Here is an 18,859-nt window from a genome sequence, read left to right as displayed (position 1 = left end):
GTAACTTTACCCTCGCTAACTTTATCCTCGCTAACTTTATCCTCGGTAACTTTATCCTCGCTCACGTTACCCTCGGTAACTTTATCCTCGCTAACTCATTCGACTACCCATTGTAAACTCGCACCGTGTTGCCTTAACCATTTTGTTGCTTGCTTATAATCAGGATAAAACTCACTGACGCGCTGCCAAAATGCGGCACTGTGATTTAAATATTTCAAGTGAGCTAGTTCATGCACAATTACATAATCAATAATACTCTGCGGCGCACTGGCTAATAACAAATTAAAGGTCAATTCTCGTCGTCGATTACAACTGCCCCAACGACGCTTATAAGTATGAATGCGAATACTGCTAGGTAAAGCCTCTGCCATTTTTAGGCAATAAGCATGTACACGCATTTCAATATAATTTTCTAATTGCTCATGTAAAAAACTTTCGAGCAAGGTTTGGTACATTGGCTGCTGATGCTTAACCCGTCCAGAAAGATTTAGCTGTAACACATTCCCCTGCTGATTTTTTACTAGCTGCCATGCGCTGCGCGAGCTGACACCATAAGTCAGTATCATAGGTTGTGAAAAAACCAGTACGCGATTATCTTGTAATGGGTATTGGCGAGTATCAAGCATTTGACTTTGCTTATTAATTTGCGCATTGATCCAGTCAGTTTTACTTAGCAGCCAGCTTTCAAGTTCCTTTTTAGCAACCCCAACAGGCGCATAAACTGTGACACTTTGTTGCTGGACTTTGATAGCGACAGTTTTGCGGCGGCGACTACGTTTTAATGTATATTCAAACAAACCTAACTCTTGTAATTGACCGACAGTCATTGAACTAATTAACAGGTCACTATAATACCTTGCAAAATAACTGCTAATCTATAACTAAGTAGAATTAAATAAAGCGATATCAAACATGCCTGATAAGCCTTGTTGTCGTTATACCTCTCCCGATGGCCATCATTGTCAAGAAACAGACATGGGCTCAGGTTTTTGTTTTTGGCATGATGCCAAATTTGATAAGTCAGGCTTAGATCTGACCCAAAAATTAGAGCGCTATGCAAAAAAGGGAGGATTATTACAGGGATTGCAATTAAAACGCGCTAACCTCAATGGGCTTAATTTGATAAAACAAGATGATGAGGATGGTTTTGATTTATCTTACAGTAATTTTTATCGTGCAACGCTCACCAACGCTCACCTGTTTAATAATAAAATAGCCCACAGTTCACTGATGAAAGCCAACTTGCACGAAGCAAGCCTGCATTACTGCAACCTACAAGATACAAATTTATTGGGTATAAAACTAAACAACACCCGTATTGATAACATTGAGCTAGGCGCTGAACTATTACAGGAAAAACAAGCTAAAGCAGCGCTTAAACATACAGATAAAAGCGCAGCCCTTGACTTATTTGAACAATCAGAAGAAATATTTCGCAATTTACGTAAAGCATCAGAACAACAAGGCTTATTTGAACTGGCGGGTAATTTCACGTACAAAGAACTGCGGATGCGTCACGCACAATATCCACGGGGTTCAAAAAAACGATTAGCCTCGAGCTGTATTGATATGTTGTGCGGGTATGGTGAAAAGCCTGAAAATGTGATCCGTTTTAGTTTGTCACTGATCATCTGCTGCGCCCTGTGTTATTTTATTTTTGGGGTGATGGATGCTGGTCGTATTATGCAGTTCAATCCGGCGGCAACATTAAGTGATAATTTATTAGCCCTACTTAATAGCTTTTATTTTAGCGTGGTTACTTTTACAACCTTAGGATATGGCGATATTACTCCGGTTGGTTTCTCCCGATTCGTTGCTGCAGTTGAAGCGTTTTGCGGGAGTTTCTCTCTGGCACTATTCGTAGTCGTATTTGTCAAACGTATGACCCGATAATTACCGATTACTTTATCTGCGAAAATAAATAGTTCAGCTAAATACCTGCTATAAAACTGGTTATAAATGATGCTATCATTACGCACAATGAAACTTAGCGAATTGATTTTAAAAAGTTTTTGATTTTGTTAAATTTTGCAGCTAAATATGTAAACAAATAACAGGCATTTGCGCAAAATTAATTAATTGTCTTAACATATATTTCAGGTGATATTAGTTATTACTGAAATAACAGTGTATTGAGTCGTTATGCTTACCGCTTTTTTTATTACCGATCACGATCCGAGCCTTCTTATTAATGGTGTTTATGACCCATTTTTAGTCGCTCTGTCTGTTTTAACGGCTATTTTCTCTGCATTTTTTGCAACTTACATGATCGATCTGGCCAAAGAAACACGCTTCAAAAGTTATCAAAAATTAGCCAACTCAACGGCTTCCTTGGTACTTTCTGGCGGTATTTGGAGTATGCATTTTATTGGTATGTTGGCATTTTCACTGTGTACAAATATCAGCTACGACCCAACACTCACCTTTTTATCTTTCATTCCAGCATTTTTAGCCTGCCTAACTGGCGTGTCATTATTAGTAAAAAATAACGCCACTATTTTCAGTTTAATACTGCCCTCGGTACTACTCGGCGCAGGTATCGGCACTATGCATTACAGTGGTATGGCAGCAATGGAATTGAGCCCGCTGCTACGCTACGATCCATTGATGTTTGGGTTGTCAATTATCGTTGCCGTTGTACTGGCGTTTATATCTTTATATGCTCGCTTTAATATTAAAAAGCACCTCCCAACACTAAATTCTTTGCAGACGCGGTTGATCAGCGCAATCATTTTGGGTTTTGCTGTTGCAGGTATGCATTACATGGGAATGGCAGCAACACGGTTTGTTGCAACCTCGCCATTGATTGGTAATGACAGCGCCAGCTCAGAACTTACATTTGTTGCTATTAGCGTAGTGTTCGCCACCATTATTCTAACCGCGATAGTTGCTATCATTAACGGTATGGTACGCTATCGCATGTTACTTGAAGAAAAAACAGGGAATGAATCTCGCTTAGAGGCTATTTTATCGACCGCTATAGATGGCATAGTAACAATTAACAATCGCGGTATTATCTTAAGCTTTAATAACGCTGCAGAGAATATTTTCGGCTGGCATAGCACTGATGTAAAGGGTAAAAACATAAAAATGCTGATGGCAGATGATATCGCAGCCGAGCATGATGAATATCTATTAAAGGCACATCACATCGATTTAGGTAAAGTTATTGGCGTCAATCGTGATGTTCTTGCTAAACATAAACAAGGTCACCTATTTCCTATTCGCTTAGGTATTGGTGAAGCAAACCAGCCAGGACAAGAGTCAATATTTGTTGGCTTTATTACTGACTTGACTGAGCAACGCAAACTACAACAAAACCTCATAGCGAAAGAACAACAATACCGCTCGCTGATGAATAATATGCCTGGCGTGGTATTTCGCTGCCAGTTGGATAAAAGCTGGAGCATGATTTTTATTAGCCCTAGCATTAATGAAGTAACTGGCTATGTCCCATCGGAATTTATCAATCAGCATATTCAGTTTAGTGATTTGATTTTTAAAGATGATAACAAACGCATCAATAAATCGGTCGAGCAAGCGATCGCTGCTAAATCGCAATACTCAATTGAATACCGACTACGTCATCGAAGTGGCAAGCTAATTTGGGTGCTTGAGAAAGGTAGCTTTGAGTTCAACAAGCAAGGTGAAGCGATTTGGATCGACGGCGTTATTATCGATATTAGTGAACGTCGTGAATACGAAGATAAATTAAAGTTGGCGAAAATAGCCGCCGAAGATGCAGCTCAAGCCAAACAGTCATTTATGGCGAATATGAGTCACGAAATTCGCACACCGATGAATTCGATTATTGGCTTTAGTGATTTATTGATGGATACCCCACTTGATCAAGACCAACAAAAGCACTTAATTATCGTAAATAATGCGGCTCGCTCGCTGTTACGGCTATTAAATGAAATATTGGATTCTGCAAAACTTGAAAAAGGTAAGCTGACCATTGAATTAGTGCATTTTAATCTTCAAGCGGTGCTTGATAGTATTATTTCTACATTTTGGTTAGAAGCAAAAAAGAAAGATCTAGAACTAACACTTACCATCAAAGAGTCTGTTCACCCTACTTATTACGGTGATCCAGACCGAATTCGCCAAGTTTTAACAAATTTAATTGGTAATGCAGTTAAGTTTACAGCTCAGGGCTCAGTGAATGTCACTGTCAGTACGACACAAAATAATTACTTATTTTTTGAAGTACAAGATACCGGTATTGGTATTGCTAAAGATCGTCTTAAAGCGGTATTTCAGCCTTTTGAACAAGCTGACGGGACTACTACACGTCGTTTTGGTGGCACTGGACTTGGTACTACTATCAGTAAGCAACTCGTTGAGCTGATGGGTGGCATAATCAACGTAGTCAGTGAAGAAGATAAAGGCAGCTGCTTTTATTTTTCATTGCCTTTAGAGGTCGGTGATGAAACCCAAGTCAATTACTTTGATAAGTTGCATACGCAATTACCTAAGCTGCGCATTTTAGTCGTTGATGATATAGCACAAAATGTTGAGCTACTACAGTTATTATTGTCGCGAGATCAGCATACGATTAGCTCTGCAAGCAACGGCTTAGAAGCGATCGCTATTTTTGAAAAACAAGATTTTGATGTCATTTTAATGGATATCCATATGCCTGAATGTGACGGTATTGCCGCGACCGAAAAAATTCGTGAAATTGAGCAACAACGACAGCTAAAAAAGACTCCGATCATTGCGCTCACCGCCAGTGTCTTACAGCAAGATAAATTAACGGCTAGAAAAGCGGGTATGAATGGCTTCGCCAATAAGCCTGTTGATATCAATCAATTGAATCAAGAGATTGCGCAAGTGCTTGGCTTTGGTTTAAATATAGAAACGCAAATTGCTCACATTGATCCCGCAGCACAGCATATTGATTTTAAAAAAGGACAGCAACTTTGGGGCAGTAAGTGTAAACAGCTGAGCGAAATACACCGTTTTTTTAAAGAGCAGCAGGCAACATGTGACATTATCTTTAATGATGGACTAAATGCCTTAAAAGATATTAATGGCACATTACATACCCTTAAAGGCTTATCTGGTAATTTAGGTTTACCGACTATGATGGCCCTACTTTCAACCTTAGAAAACAGCCAAGCCCCTGAGCAGCAGGCGCAAATAATTCAGCAATTGCAGATAGAGTTTAATGCGGTCAATGAGTTGTTAGCTAGAAAAACCAGCAGCTGTATAGCAGTGCAAAGCAGCGAAAAAAATACCCAAGTACTATCGCTCAGCGAATTTAAAATACTGTGTGAACAACTGCGTAAAGACGCAGAAAATGCAGAGCTCAATGATGAGTTGTTAGCAACATTAGCAGACAATGCCCCCGCTACTTATCAAAGTGATGTGGATGCATTAATCGAATATTTCGACCAGTTTGACTTTGACAATGCCCAGAGTACTCTTATTGCATTAATAGAGCTGCTCAATCAGGCAGCAAATTTGGAAACACACTGATGGACTTAATAACCGAACGCCCACGAATTCTTATTGTTGATGATGAACCCGCCAACCTTAAAGTCATGCGCGAAGTATTAGGGAATCAATATCGCCTCTCTTTTGCTAAATCGGGTGATGCCGCGCTCGCGTTAGTTGAAAAAGAGCCACCCAAACTCATTCTACTCGATATTATGATGCCAAATATGAGTGGTTTTGAAGTATGTCAGCTGCTTAAACAAAACCCTGCTACTGAGCATATTCCAGTCATTTTTGTGACTGCACTTGCGGATGAAAGTGATGAGTTTAAAGGTTTTGAAATTGGCGCGGTAGATTACATAACCAAGCCTATTAGTCCTGCAATCGTAAGAGCGCGTGTTAAAACTCATTTATCCCTAGTTCAGGCTGAGCAGCTAAAGTTGGCTCACGTTGATTTAGTCCATCGTTTAGGGTGCGCTGCCGAGTATAAAGACACCGATACTGGCGAGCATATTGTGCGCATGAGTAAATACAGTAAAATTTTAGCACTAGCCTATGGAATGACTGAACAACATGCTGAGCTTCTCAAACAAGCAGCGCCGATGCATGACATTGGTAAAATCGGCATTCCCGATGCAATCTTGCTTAAACCAGGGAAATTAACAGCCGAAGAATTTGAACACATGAAACAGCATGCCAAAATCGGCGCTAAAATTTTAGCAAACTCGTCATCGCCGTTATTGCAGCTCGCCTATATACTTGCGATGGAGCATCATGAAAAATGGGATGGATCAGGTTATCCAAACGGTCTTAAAGGTGAGGAAATTTCGATTGAAGGACGTATTGTGGCAATCGCCGATGTATTCGATGCACTTACCTCTAAACGTCCCTATAAGCAAGCTTGGAGCGTTGATGAAGCCATAAGTCATATGCGCGAGCAAGCTGGTAAACACTTTGATCCTCAGCTTATCGCACTATTTGAAGGCCAGCTAGATGCTGTTTTAGCAGTGTACTCTGCCTACCAAGGCTAACCATATGCTAGATGTTGGCCGAGATATATGCATAGTCATGAGAGGTGATTTCATGACTATTACCACTTAAATCCTGAAAATAAACAGAGTATGTAACTTTGTGATCAGCAACCACGGTTTTAATATTTAAGTCAGCCAAATGCTTAAGCCAAGCGATAAACTGCTCTCCAGATGCGCCAAATGCAATCCCTTTACTACTGCCCTCTCGCTCAAATAACGCTAAGCGAATAGTTGCCGCAGGATCTTCTAGTGTTAAAGGCCCAGTACCCTCATCCCAAAAAGCAAGCTCTGGCACAATATTAAATCCAAGGACTGTTTTGTACCACGTGACGGCTTGCGCAAGGTTAGTCACATTTAAATGGCAATGATCGACACCAGATAAAGTAGGCATTGCCATTAGCCAATCTCCGACTTAAGTTGTTCAATAAATACCTGCATATATTCAGTACGACGCACCGCTTCTGCTTTTGCTGAAGGTGTATTCATACTCTGTGCAATATGTAATAGCTTGATGAAGAAGTGATCTAATGTATACAAGCTGTCATCCGGGCTGCGGTGGGCGCAAAATGGATCGTCAGGGTGATATAAATTGCGTCCGATTGAGCCCCCTACTTTCATACAGCGGCTGACACCAATTGCTCCTAAGGCATCCATACGATCAGCATCTTGAACGATTTGTGCTTCCACACTTTCAATTGCAATGTTAGCGCTAAAACTATGGGCTACAATAGCATGATGAATGGCATCAAAATATTGCGAGTCATACCCTATTGACGCTAAAAATGAAATTGCTTTATCTGCGGCCATTGTTGAAGCTTTAGCGCGATCCGGGTGGTTTTTAGCCACTGCAACACAGTCATGCAACCATGCTGCGGGTAACACCACGTCCATCGAAGCATCTTCAGCAAAGCAGAGCTGTTTTGCAACACGCACGACTCGTTCAATATGGGTAATATCGTGGGCGACATCAGCACTCACTAACGACAAAATAAAAGCACGGCAATGATTTTCTAGCTGTTGCAACGGCTCAGATAATACTAAAACGGGCAAACGTTGTTCCATAAATCCTGTAATTTCAAATTAATGCATTGAATTACTGTTACTTTACCGCGGTTATAGGCTGTTGTGCAAAACATTCATTGTATGTTCGAGCCTGCTTCACTAAAATACGCTCTTAATTTATCCGTAATGAGAAGCCTAATGTCATCTGTCGTATACCTAGAAGCTGGTCGTGAAAAATCACTAAAAAGAAAACACCCATGGTTGTTTTCAAAAGCCATCAAAAAAATAAAAGGTAAGCCAGGTTTAGGTGACACAGTGACCATTCACGATAGTAATGGTAAATTTTTAGCTACAGCGGCTTACAGTCCGCACTCACAGATCCGCGCGCGTGTTTGGAGCTTTGATGAAACAGAAATCATCGACCAAGCTTTTTTTGAACGTCGCTTACGTCGTGCCTTTGCGGCACGCGAGCAAGTAATTACTGAAGGTGGCTTAACGGGATTTCGGTTATGTGCCGCCGAGTCTGATTTTTTACCAGGTGTAACCATTGATAAATTTGACAACTTTTTAGTGTGTCAGTTATTAAGTGCCGGTGCTGAGCGCCATAAAGGTGAAATAGTTGGCGCTTTAATCGCTATTTTCCCAGGCTGTAACGTGTATGAGCGCTCTGATGTCGATGTGCGCACCAAAGAAGGCTTAGAGCCGACTATGGGCGTGTTATGGGGTAATAAGCCTGAGCAGCCAGTATTAATTGAAGAAAATGGTTTTAAAATTGAAGTAGACATTCTCGAAGGTCATAAAACCGGTTTCTACCTTGATCAACGTGATAGCCGTGCTGCATTAGAGCGTTTTTCAAAAGATAAAAGAGTACTTAACTGTTTTAGCTACACAGGTACCTTTTCATTGTATGCACTGCGTGGCGGCTGCGAGCATGTTACTAACGTTGACGTATCGCAACCCGCGCTTGATACCGCAAAACGTAATGTCGAGCACAATAATCTTGATTTAGATAAAGTTGACTTCATAAAACAAGATGTATTTAAATTACTACGCCAATACCGTGAAGATGGGGTGTTATTCGATACTATCGTTATGGACCCACCTAAATTTGCTGATAACAAAGCACAACTAACGGGTGCGTGTCGTGGCTATAAAGATATCAATATGATTGCCATGCAAATTCTTAAACCAGGTGGTACGTTGCTTACGTTCTCATGTTCAGGTTTAATGGAGCAAAATTTATTTCAAAAAGTGGTTGCTGATGCAGCCCTTGATGCTGGTAAGGATTTGTTGATCATGGAGCGTTTAAACCAAGCTGCTGATCATCCAATCGCAGGCAGTTACCCTGAAGGTTTTTACCTAAAAGGCCTGATCTGTAAAGTTTACTAAACTGACTGCAACTAATTAACCTGAGTTCATCAGGTTAATTAAACTGCATTATTTCTAGCCCAGCGGTTACCGTGCCATCACTTTCTTTGCTGGCACGAACGACTTTTGCTGTTGCATCAAGTGGTGCAATGGCAGGGCTGGTCGAATCAATATTCACCTTCACAATGGTGCCCAGTTCAAGTAATTCATCCAACTGCAGTGACAACCCAGTAGCACTTAAATCGACACATACAGCATCAAAATGTTGATCAGCGACTGGCTCAAGTGTGGTTAATTTTGCCTGTGCATTTAATTGCATACGTCTAAAATTACGTTTATCTTCATTTAGCATAATAACTCCTAAACAACCGTATTGATTTTTTCTAATAACCCCACGACCGAAAAAGGCTTCACCACATAGGCATCGCAACCGGCATCAAAACCAGCTTGTTGTTCCTGTACGGATTCTAAGCCTGACACCATAACAACAGGAATATTACGAGTTTCAGGGGTGTTCTTCAACATTCGACACGTGTCGTAACCATCTAGGCCGGGCATACATACATCGAGTAAAATCGCATCCGGTGGATTTGCAATAGCCGACGATAAACAGCTCTTACCTGATTCAGCATAACTGAGCTCAAAATCCGCTGATAAAGCGACTTTGAGCATTTCAAAATTAAAGTACTCGTCATCTACAACTAGTAAACGCGGGTGTGTATTAGCGGATGAGCGCATGGTTAATATCAGTTCCTTCTCATCTAACAAATATTTCCTTCCAAGGTATTCGATGTTTACTAAATACCAAACTCAATCAATTTCTTTCAGAGCATTCAATACACGCTTAGCTGAAATCGGATACGGTGTCCCTAACGTTTGCGCAAACAAGGATACTCTAAGCTCTTGTTGCATCCAAAAAATATCCTGCAATTGTTGCGGAGCAGGCATTCCAGGCGGCACTTTTTTCAGCTGTTTTTGATACTCTTGAGCAACCTTTTCTAACTCAAGTACACATAATCTGTCACGATTTGGATCAACTGGCAACTTTTCTAAGCGTTTTTCTATTGCTTTTAAGTAACGAATTAAATCACTAAGTTTGTCTGCGCCATGATTTGAAACAAAGCCTTTGAATACCAAAGATCCCAGTTGGCTTTTTATATCTCCATGTGCAGTGATCATGGTTAAATCAACTCGCCCTTTCATTTTTTTATGTAACGCATGCGCAATACTCAACACTTGCTCAACTTGGGTTGCAATAGCAACAACCGCATCGCCGAGCTCACCGCGCACGTGCTCTTTTACTTGCTCAAACGCTTGTTCGGTGCGTACATCGCCTAATTTTACCAATAAACTGTCAACGCCTGCGGCAATACAGTCATCAATTAAATCAGCAACCTTACCAAACGGATTAAAATATAGACCTAATTTAGCCTTATTGGGTAAGTTTTGTTGCAAATATTTTATCGGCGAAGGTACATTCAGTAATACCAAACGGCGTAACCCCTGCTGATGGGCAGTTTGCGCTTTAACTTCGTTATCAAATAGCTCCACTGCCGCCGATGATTTTTTATCTACCAGCGCAGGGTACGCTTTGATTTCATACTGGCCTTGTTTTTTCACATAGGATACCGGTAACTTGCCAAAATCCCATTGCAATAGGTCAGCTTTTTCAATGCCTTTATCTGCCACTTTAGACAGCGTTTGCGTCACTTTACCCTGCAATTGCGCTTTGAGTTTCGCTAAATCCATACCTCGGGCAAGTACATTATCTTTTTCATCACGAACTTCAAATTGCAGTCTTAAGTGAGTCGCAAGGGTGGTTAAATCCCAGGCCTCTGGATCAACTTTTACACCTGTCATACGTAATAAACGCGTACTGAGTGCCTCAATGAAGTTACCTTGCATAGGCTCGGTTGCTGCAAGAACCGCATCTGCGTAATTTGGCGCAGGCACAAAATTACGACGTAGTGATTTAGGTAAAGATTTAATTAAACCGGTGATCAACTCATGACGAAATGCCGGAATATGCCAGTCAAAGCCAGCTTCTTCTACTTGGTTTAGTAAGGCCACCGGAATATGCACTGCAACCCCATCGACCGCTTGGCCTGGATCAAAATGATAGCTCAACGGCAACATTAAATTGCCTTGTTGCCATACATCGGGGTAATCAAACTCAGTAACACTATCAGCACCATGTTGCATTAAATCATCACGTGTCATTTGCAAGTAATGTTTATCCTGCTGCTTTTGCGTTTTATACCATTTATTAAATGCTGCACGACTGTTTATTTGAGCAGGAATTTTCTTATCGTAAAACTCATATAAGGTTTGCTCATCAACTAAAATATCACGACGGCGGCTTTTATTTTCTAGAGTTTGAATATCTTCAATCAGTTCGCGATTAAACTGCAAAAACCCTTCATTTTGACCTAAATCTTGCTCTACTAATGCACTGCGAATAAACAACTGGCGGCTAACTTTCGGGTCAATGTTACTGTACACACAGCGACGCTTTGACACTATGATCAGCCCGTATAATACCTGCTGTTCGAAAGCGATCACTGCGCCGGGCTTTTTCTCCCAATGCGGCTCACTGTAACTGCGTTTTACTAAGTGTTGTGCTAATGGTTCAACCCAATCGATGTTAATTTTGGCATTAATACGTGCATATAATTTACTGGTTTCAACCAGCTCTGCCGACATCAACCATTTTGGGCTTTTCTTAAATAATCCAGAGCCTGGGAATACATGAAACTGACTGTTGCGAGCGCCTTTATATACTTGCTTTTCATCTTTAAAACCAATGTGACTGAGCATGCCACTCAATAGCGCTTGATGGATTTTATCGCCATCGGCAACATTGCTGGTCGCTTTCATGCCCATTTCATTGCACACAGTACTGAGCTGATAAACGATATCTTGCCACTCACGAATACGCATATAAGCGAGCATATCCTTTTGGCACAGCTTTCTGAATTGGCTGTTACTTAGCTCACTTTGCTGCTCTTCTAAGTAATTCCATAAATTTAAAAAGGCGATGAAATCTGAATCAGGATCGTCAAAACGGCCATGCTTTTCGTTTGCAGCAGCGCGTTTTTCTTGCGGGCGCTCGCGTGGATCTTGAATCGATAACGCCGCCACAATAATAATCACTTCACGCAGCGCACCCAGCTTTTGTGCTGTTAGTACCATTTTAGCTAAACGCGGGTCAACCGGTAAGCGGCTCAGTTCAATACCCGATTTAGTAAGCTGTGTATTGCTATTATGACGAGTGGGTTTAACCGCTTCAAGTTCCTCTAGTAACGTTAAGCCATCGTTGATATTACGGCTATCTGGTGCTTGTACAAATGGGAACTCGGCCATATCGCCCAACCCTAAGCCAAGCATTTTTAAAATAACGGAGGCTAAGTTAGTACGTAGTATTTCTGGATCAGTAAACTCTGGGCGCGAATTAAAATCATCTTCAGCATATAAACGAATACAAATACCCGCTTCCACACGGCCACAGCGGCCTTTTCGCTGATTGGCACTGGCTTGTGATATTGGCTCAATCGGTAAACGCTGCACTTTAGTACGATAACTATAACGGCTAATCCGCGCGGTACCAGGATCAATAACGTATCGAATACCCGGCACAGTAAGTGAGGTTTCAGCAACGTTGGTCGATAAAATAATATGACGACGACTATGGGGAGCAAAAATACGGTTTTGTTCTGCGTTAGAAAGGCGCGAATACAAAGGTAAAACATCCGCTCCTTTTAAATTACGTTTACTAAGGGCATCAGCAGTATCGCGTATTTCCCGTTCACCATTTAAGAAGATTAAAATATCGCCTGGGCCTTCTTGGCACAGCTCATCAACGGCATCAAAAATACCTTGCAGCTGGTCGCCTTCAGCCTCCATATCATTTTTATCAATTTCAACCAAAGGACGATAACGCACATCCACCGGAAATGTTCGTCCTGACACTTCAATAATCGGTGCATCATTAAAATGCTTTGAGAATCGCTCTGGATCAATGGTCGCAGAGGTAATAATTATTTTTAAATCAGGACGCTTTGGTAATAGGTTTTTCAAATAACCTAAAATAAAATCAATGTTTAAACTACGTTCATGAGCTTCATCAATAATAATGGTGTCATACAGGTTTAAAAATCGGTCTTGTTGAATTTCCGCCAGTAAAATACCGTCAGTCATCAACTTTATATAGCTGTTATTTGATACTTGATCGCTAAAACGAATTTTAAAACCCACTTGCTGGCCAAGTTCACATTGCATTTCATGAGCAATCCGATCCGCGACACTGCGCGCAGCCAAACGTCTTGGTTGGGTGTGACCGATATAACCATCAACGCCACGGCCAAGTTCTAAACACATTTTAGGAATTTGCGTGGTTTTACCTGAGCCGGTTTCACCCGCGATAATAACCACTTGGTTATTGGCGATAGCCTCTTTAATGTCGTCTTTTTTCTGACTGACGGGGAGCTGCTCAGGGTAAGTTACTTTAGGTAACTGAGCTAAGCGCACCTCTCGCAATTGTTGGCTACGTGTTATATCTGCAGTGATTTTTTCAATCACGGCTGCTTGTTTTGTTTCATCGGTTATTTTTTTTATGCCGTGAAGGCGTTTTTTAAAGATGAATTGATCTTTTCTTAAACACGTTTTTAGTTCACCAAACAATTGACCTAGGTTAACCACCCGCGACTACCTTATAAAATTTGAGTAAAGACGAGCGATTGTAGCAAACTTCGCCGCAGGGGTTAACTTTGCTGCGATATAAAATGTAATAACCAAAGCTTAAAACAATAAAAAAGGCGCTAATTAAGCGCCTTTCATGTTCTTTGGGCAGAACAATTGCTGTGTTTTATTTATAGAGCAGCGAAAACTTCATCTGTTTTGGCAGCGCAAATAAAATCATTTTTGTGTAAGCCTTTAATTGAATGGCTCCACCACGTTACCGTTACTTTGCCCCACTCTGTTAGCAAGCCCGGGTGATGGCCTTCATCTTCAGCCATATCACCTACTTTATTAGTAAAAGCGATGGCTTGTTTAAAGTTTTTAAATTTATAAACACGCTCTAATTGCATAATACCGTCGCGTACTTCAGGCACCCAATCTGGGATCATTTTAATTAATTCAGCTAACTCGATATCTGATACTTGTGGAGCGTCTACGTGACAGGCTTCACATTTTTGTGCGCTTAATGATGACATCTTAAATCCTTAACTTGCTAATTTTTCTTTAGGAGAAAATTTTGGGTCATGTAACCCTAATTCTTTTGCTTGCGCAACTAACGCCATAATATCCAGCTGTGAAATATCAAATAAATCATGGATAGAATTAATGGTGTAGTACAAAGGCTGCATAATATCAATTCGGTACGGCGTGCGTAATACATCCAATACATTCATCGGGTTGATCTCGGGCTTATCTGAATACACGTATTGTGTTTCACCTGGACTTGATAAAATACCGCCACCATAAATACGCAGGCCATCATCTGTTTGCATTAGGCCAAACTCAACCGTAAACCAATACATACGGGCAAGGTAAACCCGATCTTTTTTCTCGGCAGCGTAACCTAACTGGCCATATTTATGCGTAAACTTGGCAAAATCAGGATTAGTAAGCATTGCACAATGACCAAATATTTCATGAAAAATATCAGGTTCTTGCAGGTAATCAAACTCTTCACGGCTACGAATAAAGGTTGCGACTGGAAATTGCTTATTTGCTAATAAACGAAAGAATTCATCAAAGTCGATTAAAGCTGGCACAGGCGTAACTTGCCAGCCGGTAGTCGCTAGTAATACTTCATTAAGCTCACTTAACTGCGGAATACGGTCATGAGGCAGGTTTATTTTTTCAAGCCCTTCCATGTATTCATTGCAAGCTTTGCCTGCAATACATTTTAGTTGGCGTGCGACTAATTCTGACCATATTTTATTTTCTGCTTCGCTCCAATGGATAACGCCATTTTCATCTGGTGTCTTGGAGGTGTATTTACTTGCTTTAGCCATAATAACCTTCTTAGTGTTAAACCGATATCGGTGTCAACCTGTTAAGGAGATACTAAGCAAATGTAAGGCAAAGTTTAATAGCTGAGACAATATCAACTATTAGCACCAAACCGCCTTTTGTACACCAAACATTACACTTTAATATCAAAAAGTTTACAGTGCTATTTTTAAAGGGCTAGAAGCAATGTAAATTGTAAGATTAAATTTACAGCCTATACAATAAAAGTAAAAGCGCGGTTAAGGTCGTTAATTATATCGTTAACATCTTCAAGGCCAACAGATAGTCTGATCAGACCATCGCTAATACCCGCAGCTGCTCTTTCTTCGGGTGAATACGGTGAATGAGTCATCGATGCCGGATGTTGAATGAGTGTTTCGGCGTCTCCTAAACTCACGGCGAGTGTGCACAATTGGGTATTATTAATAAACTGCTCGCCATCTTTTAGGCTGCCTTTTAATTCAAAGGCAATAACGCCACCAGCCGCTTTCATTTGCTTACCGATAAACTTAAACCCTGGGTGAGATGCAAGTCCGGGGTAATAAACGGTATTAACTTGGGGATGCTGCTCTAAAAATTCAGCAATAATTTGCGCACTTTCACAATGACGCTGCATTCGTATCGCTAAGGTTTTTAAACCACGATTAATAAGCCATGCATCGTGTGGACTGATTGTTGCACCAATATCTTTAAGTACGGTCATTTTAATTAATGTAATGTGCTCTTGACTGCCACACACCAAACCAGCCACAACATCACCGTGACCATTTAAATATTTAGTAGCACTGTGAACAATTAAATCAATGCCATAATCAATTGGCTTTTGCAGTAACGGCGTGAGAAAGGTGTTATCTATTACACTGATCAAATTGTGTTGTTTTGCCACTTGTCCTATTAACGCTAAATCAATTACCGCCATAGTTGGATTAACTGGGGTTTCGGCAAAAATCATTTTTGAATTTGGTTTAATTGCATCGCGTAATTGCTGCTCATCGGTCATATCTACAAACGTCACTTCAATCCCCCAACGCGGCAACATATGTGCGAAGAAAGCAAACGTACAGCCATACAAAGCGCTTGATGCGACTAAATGATCGCCTTGCGATAAAAAACTTAATACCGATGCAGAAACCGCGCCCATTCCTGTGGCTGTTGCTGCAGCGGCTTCGCAACTTTCAAGTTGTGCGACTTTTTGTTCAAGCTCTGTCGTCGTCGGGTTACCTAAACGGGTATAAATATAGCCCGGTTCTTCACCAGCAAAACGTGCTGCACCTTGCGCGGCACTGCTAAAATGAAACGTTGAAGTTTGGTATAAAGGAGCAGTAAGTGCACCATGCGGATCATTGGCTTTTTCTGGTCCATGGATACATTGGCTGTCGATGTGGAGTTTGTTCATTGTCTGATCTTTTTTGATTATTATTGATCCCATAATCAAAACGTATCGCAGGATAAAGCACAAGCATGCCAGATGCTCAGATGGCTATAAATTTGGATGTAGTTAGTACAGTGGCCGTTCACCACTGTACAGATTTATTGTCAGCTCGTTTCTTTCGTGCCAGCTCCTGACGGCGAAGCTTTGCGGCTCATAATTTTGCTGGCAATCAATTGCGCAGTACCTTTAAGCAAGCTGCGCTTATGCTCAAGTCGTGGTAAAGGACGGCTTAGTTCCATCGCTTTATAACCAATGCGTGCGGTAAATATACCCGCGCTTAAGCCTTGTGCTGCACGTCCTGATAATTTACCTAGTAATTCAGCACTGAGCGCTGTAGCAGCTAAATCCGATACTAACTCAGCACTGCCAACAAACATCACTTGCTTGATCAACATACGATAGAGCTTGATCCGGCTAGCATAACCAAATCCGATACCGTAAATCTTACCTATTTGCTCAATCAGTTTTGTGCCCCGCCAAAGCACTGCCATCATATCCACCAGCGCTAATGGACTTAATGCCACTAACAAGCCTGATTCAGTGGCAAAACGGTTGATCAGCTTTTTAGCTTGAGTATCTTGTTTCACTAACAAACTATCGGCGTACAAGGTCATGATCTCTTTATCGCTATGATGGCTATCAATGCTTGCTTTAAACTCATCAAAGCCGGTTAACTGCTGATGTTTATTGAGTTTTTCAAGCCAAGGTAGTGCCCCACCAACCTGTTCGCTATTGAGCAAGCGATCCGCTTCATGACGATGTAATTGATTGCGCTTTAAGCTGCGCAACATTCTATATTCGCGCCATAACAAGCGCCCCAATAACAACACGCCACTGAGCACTGCAATTAAATATACGCTGCCTAAGATGATGGATTGCTGAAATGTCACAACCATAGAAAATATAAATTCAGCTAACACTAAAGTTATAAAGCTAATCGCAAACACCCCTTTCAGAGTTTGCCATTTTGACTTTTTATAAACAGGGGTTAAATCAATCTCTTCATCTTGGGGCTCATCGATAACGTGCTCATATTCATACTCCCCTTGATCGATCACTTTAGCTGGGGTCAAGGTAAGTTCATTGTCTATTGGCTGTTCACTAGTATCAATACGTCTGCCGGCTTGAAAGCCTGAAGCGGTCTTGCTCATGTTAGTTTGTCTCCTAAAAGGTACTGCATGACATGATCTAAACGAATGTGTTTTAGTTGCTTGTCTGGACTTGGCATCGGTGCAAACGATAAAAACTCAAAACCATGGCTTGGCCACTCATCTTTATTGAGCATGCGCATTGGTGGCTGCGGTGGTAAGTAGGTCAACCATTGCGACTCTGATAACGGCTTACCATAAATACAATTGAGGGTTTTACCTTGCTCAACCACTTGTTTTGGCATGGTTGCCGTAATAGATGACATCGCCATAGTTTCTATTTTAACGCCATCAAATTTTAAGTGATTACTTTGCTCGTGCACTAATGAGTCCAACAACAGCGCTAAATCTTTATGGTGTGCACTACTAATATGATCTGACTTATTCGCAGCAAACAATAGTTTATCTATATTGGGTTTAAACAAGCGTTTTAAAAAGCCAGTTTCGCCATAGTTAAAATGCGCAAGTAATTGTTTGATCACATCCCCTTGCTCTTGCAGCGTCTCAGGCCCTTCATTGAGCGCACTGAGCACATCAACAAGCACTATTTGCCGATCAAAGTTGCGAAAGTGTTGTGTATAAAATGGCTTAACCACTTCTTTCACATAAGCATTAAAGCGCTTTTGCAAGTGCGCCAAGTTAGACCCTGCAACCATCTCATCATTAGCCTGCGCAACTGGGAAAAACAGTAATAACGGTGCACCTTGTAATTCACCTGGCATCAGCATGCGTCCAGGTTGTAGCATCGCCAATTTAGTGTCTTTTTTAAGACTCACTAACAGTGTTTGATAGTGCGTAGCAATCGCGCTTAGCGCACTTTCATCTACTGGTGCTGTTAAATCAAGCTCGCTCAGTGCAGTTAAAAATGCCTGCGACTTTTCAACCCGAGGCGAGCGTTGTAGTAATGCATATTGCTGCTCACTCCACTGTTGATAGCTTTGCTCTAGCATGGGTAAATCAAGCAGCCACTCACCGGGGTAATCAATAATGTCTAAATACAAGGTTGATTGCGGTGCAAAGTGACCACGTAAGCCTGCGTCACTCCGGTATTTAATTGCTAGACGTAAAGTATTTATGCGCTCGGTTGATGCAGGCCAGTGTGGTTGCCCTTCAAGCGGCAATAAAGCACTCAGGGCTTTAGGGTAATCAAATGTAGGAATGGTCAGCGCTTGTTGTGGCACTATTTTTGTGGCGATATGGCGCTGTTGCTGCATAACATCAAAAAACGGTAAGTTTTTGTCTGTTGCTTGGCTGGTTAAATGCTTTACTAAAGCGGTAATAAAAGCGGTTTTACCACTGCCACTGAGGCCAGTTACCGCTAATTTTACGTGTTGATCTAAACTACGGTGAACAGCTTTTTCAGCCTTACCTTTGAGTTTATTAAAGGCGTTTTTTGCAGATGAAGTGTTTATCATAAT

The 18,859-nt window shown here is 41.2% G+C and carries 15 protein-coding genes; 4 read left to right on the top strand and 11 right to left on the bottom strand.

Going from position 1 to position 18,859, the window contains the following annotated elements; genetic code table 11:
- Window positions 1–95: 95 nt before the first annotated feature.
- Complete coding sequence (locus H5180_RS20545; protein WP_145241412.1) at window positions 96–827, bottom strand: M48 family metallopeptidase; 732 nt, start codon at window positions 825–827, stop codon at window positions 96–98.
- 85 nt (window positions 828–912) lie between these two features.
- On the opposite strand from H5180_RS20545, the gene H5180_RS20540 reads away from it, so the two are divergent.
- The 3 genes from H5180_RS20540 to H5180_RS20530 all read left to right on the top strand — a co-directional run bounded on the left by H5180_RS20540 (window position 913) and on the right by H5180_RS20530 (window position 6,473).
- Complete coding sequence (locus H5180_RS20540; protein WP_145241414.1) at window positions 913–1,893, top strand: ion channel; 981 nt, start codon at window positions 913–915, stop codon at window positions 1,891–1,893.
- 249 nt (window positions 1,894–2,142) lie between these two features.
- Complete coding sequence (locus tag H5180_RS20535) at window positions 2,143–5,484, top strand: MHYT domain-containing protein (RefSeq protein WP_182758985.1); 3,342 nt, start codon at window positions 2,143–2,145, stop codon at window positions 5,482–5,484.
- Window positions 5,484–6,473, top strand: a complete 990-nt coding sequence (locus tag H5180_RS20530; RefSeq protein ID WP_182732488.1) for a two-component system response regulator — start codon at window positions 5,484–5,486, stop codon at window positions 6,471–6,473. The genes H5180_RS20535 and H5180_RS20530 overlap by 1 nt, the downstream gene beginning before the upstream one ends.
- Window positions 6,474–6,480: 7 nt before the next feature.
- Here the strand turns inward: H5180_RS20530 and H5180_RS20525 are convergent, their stop codons facing one another.
- Together H5180_RS20525 and H5180_RS20520 are read right to left on the bottom strand one after the other, a co-directional pair.
- Complete coding sequence (locus H5180_RS20525) at window positions 6,481–6,870, bottom strand: VOC family protein (RefSeq protein ID WP_145241420.1); 390 nt, start codon at window positions 6,868–6,870, stop codon at window positions 6,481–6,483.
- Window positions 6,870–7,535, bottom strand: a complete 666-nt coding sequence (locus tag H5180_RS20520) for an HD domain-containing protein (protein ID WP_182758984.1) — start codon at window positions 7,533–7,535, stop codon at window positions 6,870–6,872. The genes H5180_RS20525 and H5180_RS20520 overlap by 1 nt, the downstream gene beginning before the upstream one ends.
- 138 nt (window positions 7,536–7,673) lie before the next feature.
- Here H5180_RS20520 and H5180_RS20515 point away from each other — a divergent pair, with 138 nt between their 5' ends.
- A complete protein-coding gene (locus H5180_RS20515; RefSeq protein WP_145241424.1) occupies window positions 7,674–8,864 on the top strand; it encodes a class I SAM-dependent methyltransferase in 1,191 nt (396 codons plus the stop codon).
- Between the two features lie 34 nt (window positions 8,865–8,898).
- On the opposite strand, the gene H5180_RS20510 is transcribed toward H5180_RS20515, so the two are convergent.
- The 8 genes from H5180_RS20510 to H5180_RS20475 form a co-directional block, all read right to left on the bottom strand.
- Window positions 8,899–9,195 (bottom strand): PilZ domain-containing protein, encoded by a 297-nt coding sequence (locus H5180_RS20510; protein ID WP_145241426.1) that lies wholly within the window; start codon window positions 9,193–9,195, stop codon window positions 8,899–8,901.
- Window positions 9,196–9,203: 8 nt separating this feature from the next.
- Window positions 9,204–9,581, bottom strand: coding sequence for a PleD family two-component system response regulator (locus H5180_RS20505; RefSeq protein ID WP_145241521.1), 378 nt, complete (start codon window positions 9,579–9,581; stop codon window positions 9,204–9,206).
- Between the two features lie 72 nt (window positions 9,582–9,653).
- Window positions 9,654–13,541: an ATP-dependent RNA helicase HrpA gene (hrpA, locus tag H5180_RS20500; protein WP_182758982.1), complete on the bottom strand. Its 3,888-nt coding sequence runs from the start codon at window positions 13,539–13,541 to the stop codon at window positions 9,654–9,656.
- 170 nt (window positions 13,542–13,711) lie between these two features.
- Window positions 13,712–14,056: a 4a-hydroxytetrahydrobiopterin dehydratase gene (locus H5180_RS20495; RefSeq protein ID WP_145241430.1), complete on the bottom strand. Its 345-nt coding sequence runs from the start codon at window positions 14,054–14,056 to the stop codon at window positions 13,712–13,714.
- Between the two features lie 9 nt (window positions 14,057–14,065).
- Complete coding sequence (gene phhA, locus H5180_RS20490) at window positions 14,066–14,863, bottom strand: phenylalanine 4-monooxygenase (protein WP_182758981.1); 798 nt, start codon at window positions 14,861–14,863, stop codon at window positions 14,066–14,068.
- Window positions 14,864–15,075: 212 nt separating this feature from the next.
- The gene (gene megL / locus H5180_RS20485) at window positions 15,076–16,257 is read right to left on the bottom strand and encodes a methionine gamma-lyase (protein WP_182735743.1); all 1,182 of its coding nucleotides are present in this window, start codon (window positions 16,255–16,257) and stop codon (window positions 15,076–15,078) included.
- Between the two features lie 140 nt (window positions 16,258–16,397).
- The gene (locus H5180_RS20480; RefSeq protein WP_182718140.1) at window positions 16,398–17,444 is read right to left on the bottom strand and encodes a TIGR01620 family protein; all 1,047 of its coding nucleotides are present in this window, start codon (window positions 17,442–17,444) and stop codon (window positions 16,398–16,400) included.
- Window positions 17,441–18,856, bottom strand: a complete 1,416-nt coding sequence (locus tag H5180_RS20475; RefSeq protein WP_220491307.1) for a YcjX family protein — start codon at window positions 18,854–18,856, stop codon at window positions 17,441–17,443. Before H5180_RS20475 ends, H5180_RS20480 begins: the two co-directional genes overlap by 4 nt.
- Between the last annotated feature and the right edge of the window lie 3 nt (window positions 18,857–18,859).

It is taken from the genome of Pseudoalteromonas sp. SR41-4, from assembly GCF_014163985.1.
Lineage (GTDB): Bacteria > Pseudomonadota > Gammaproteobacteria > Enterobacterales > Alteromonadaceae > Pseudoalteromonas > Pseudoalteromonas rhizosphaerae.
This window is presented reverse-complemented; position numbering and strand designations above follow the sequence as displayed.

Excerpts from the sequence above, each read along its gene's own strand:
- H5180_RS20545 (WP_145241412.1), bottom strand. The coding sequence starts at position 827 with ATGACTGTCGGTCAATTACAAGAGTTAGGTTTGTTTGAATATACATTA.
- H5180_RS20540 (WP_145241414.1), top strand. The coding sequence starts at position 913 with ATGCCTGATAAGCCTTGTTGTCGTTATACCTCTCCCGATGGCCATCAT.
- H5180_RS20535 (WP_182758985.1), top strand. The coding sequence starts at position 2,143 with ATGCTTACCGCTTTTTTTATTACCGATCACGATCCGAGCCTTCTTATT.
- H5180_RS20530 (WP_182732488.1), top strand. The coding sequence starts at position 5,484 with ATGGACTTAATAACCGAACGCCCACGAATTCTTATTGTTGATGATGAA.
- H5180_RS20525 (WP_145241420.1), bottom strand. The coding sequence starts at position 6,870 with ATGGCAATGCCTACTTTATCTGGTGTCGATCATTGCCATTTAAATGTG.
- H5180_RS20520 (WP_182758984.1), bottom strand. The coding sequence starts at position 7,535 with ATGGAACAACGTTTGCCCGTTTTAGTATTATCTGAGCCGTTGCAACAG.
- H5180_RS20515 (WP_145241424.1), top strand. The coding sequence starts at position 7,674 with ATGTCATCTGTCGTATACCTAGAAGCTGGTCGTGAAAAATCACTAAAA.
- H5180_RS20510 (WP_145241426.1), bottom strand. The coding sequence starts at position 9,195 with ATGCTAAATGAAGATAAACGTAATTTTAGACGTATGCAATTAAATGCA.
- H5180_RS20505 (WP_145241521.1), bottom strand. The coding sequence starts at position 9,581 with ATGCGCTCATCCGCTAATACACACCCGCGTTTACTAGTTGTAGATGAC.
- H5180_RS20495 (WP_145241430.1), bottom strand. The coding sequence starts at position 14,056 with ATGTCATCATTAAGCGCACAAAAATGTGAAGCCTGTCACGTAGACGCT.
- phhA (WP_182758981.1), bottom strand. The coding sequence starts at position 14,863 with ATGGCTAAAGCAAGTAAATACACCTCCAAGACACCAGATGAAAATGGC.
- megL (WP_182735743.1), bottom strand. The coding sequence starts at position 16,257 with ATGAACAAACTCCACATCGACAGCCAATGTATCCATGGACCAGAAAAA.
- H5180_RS20480 (WP_182718140.1), bottom strand. The coding sequence starts at position 17,444 with ATGAGCAAGACCGCTTCAGGCTTTCAAGCCGGCAGACGTATTGATACT.
- H5180_RS20475 (WP_220491307.1), bottom strand. The coding sequence starts at position 18,856 with ATGATAAACACTTCATCTGCAAAAAACGCCTTTAATAAACTCAAAGGT.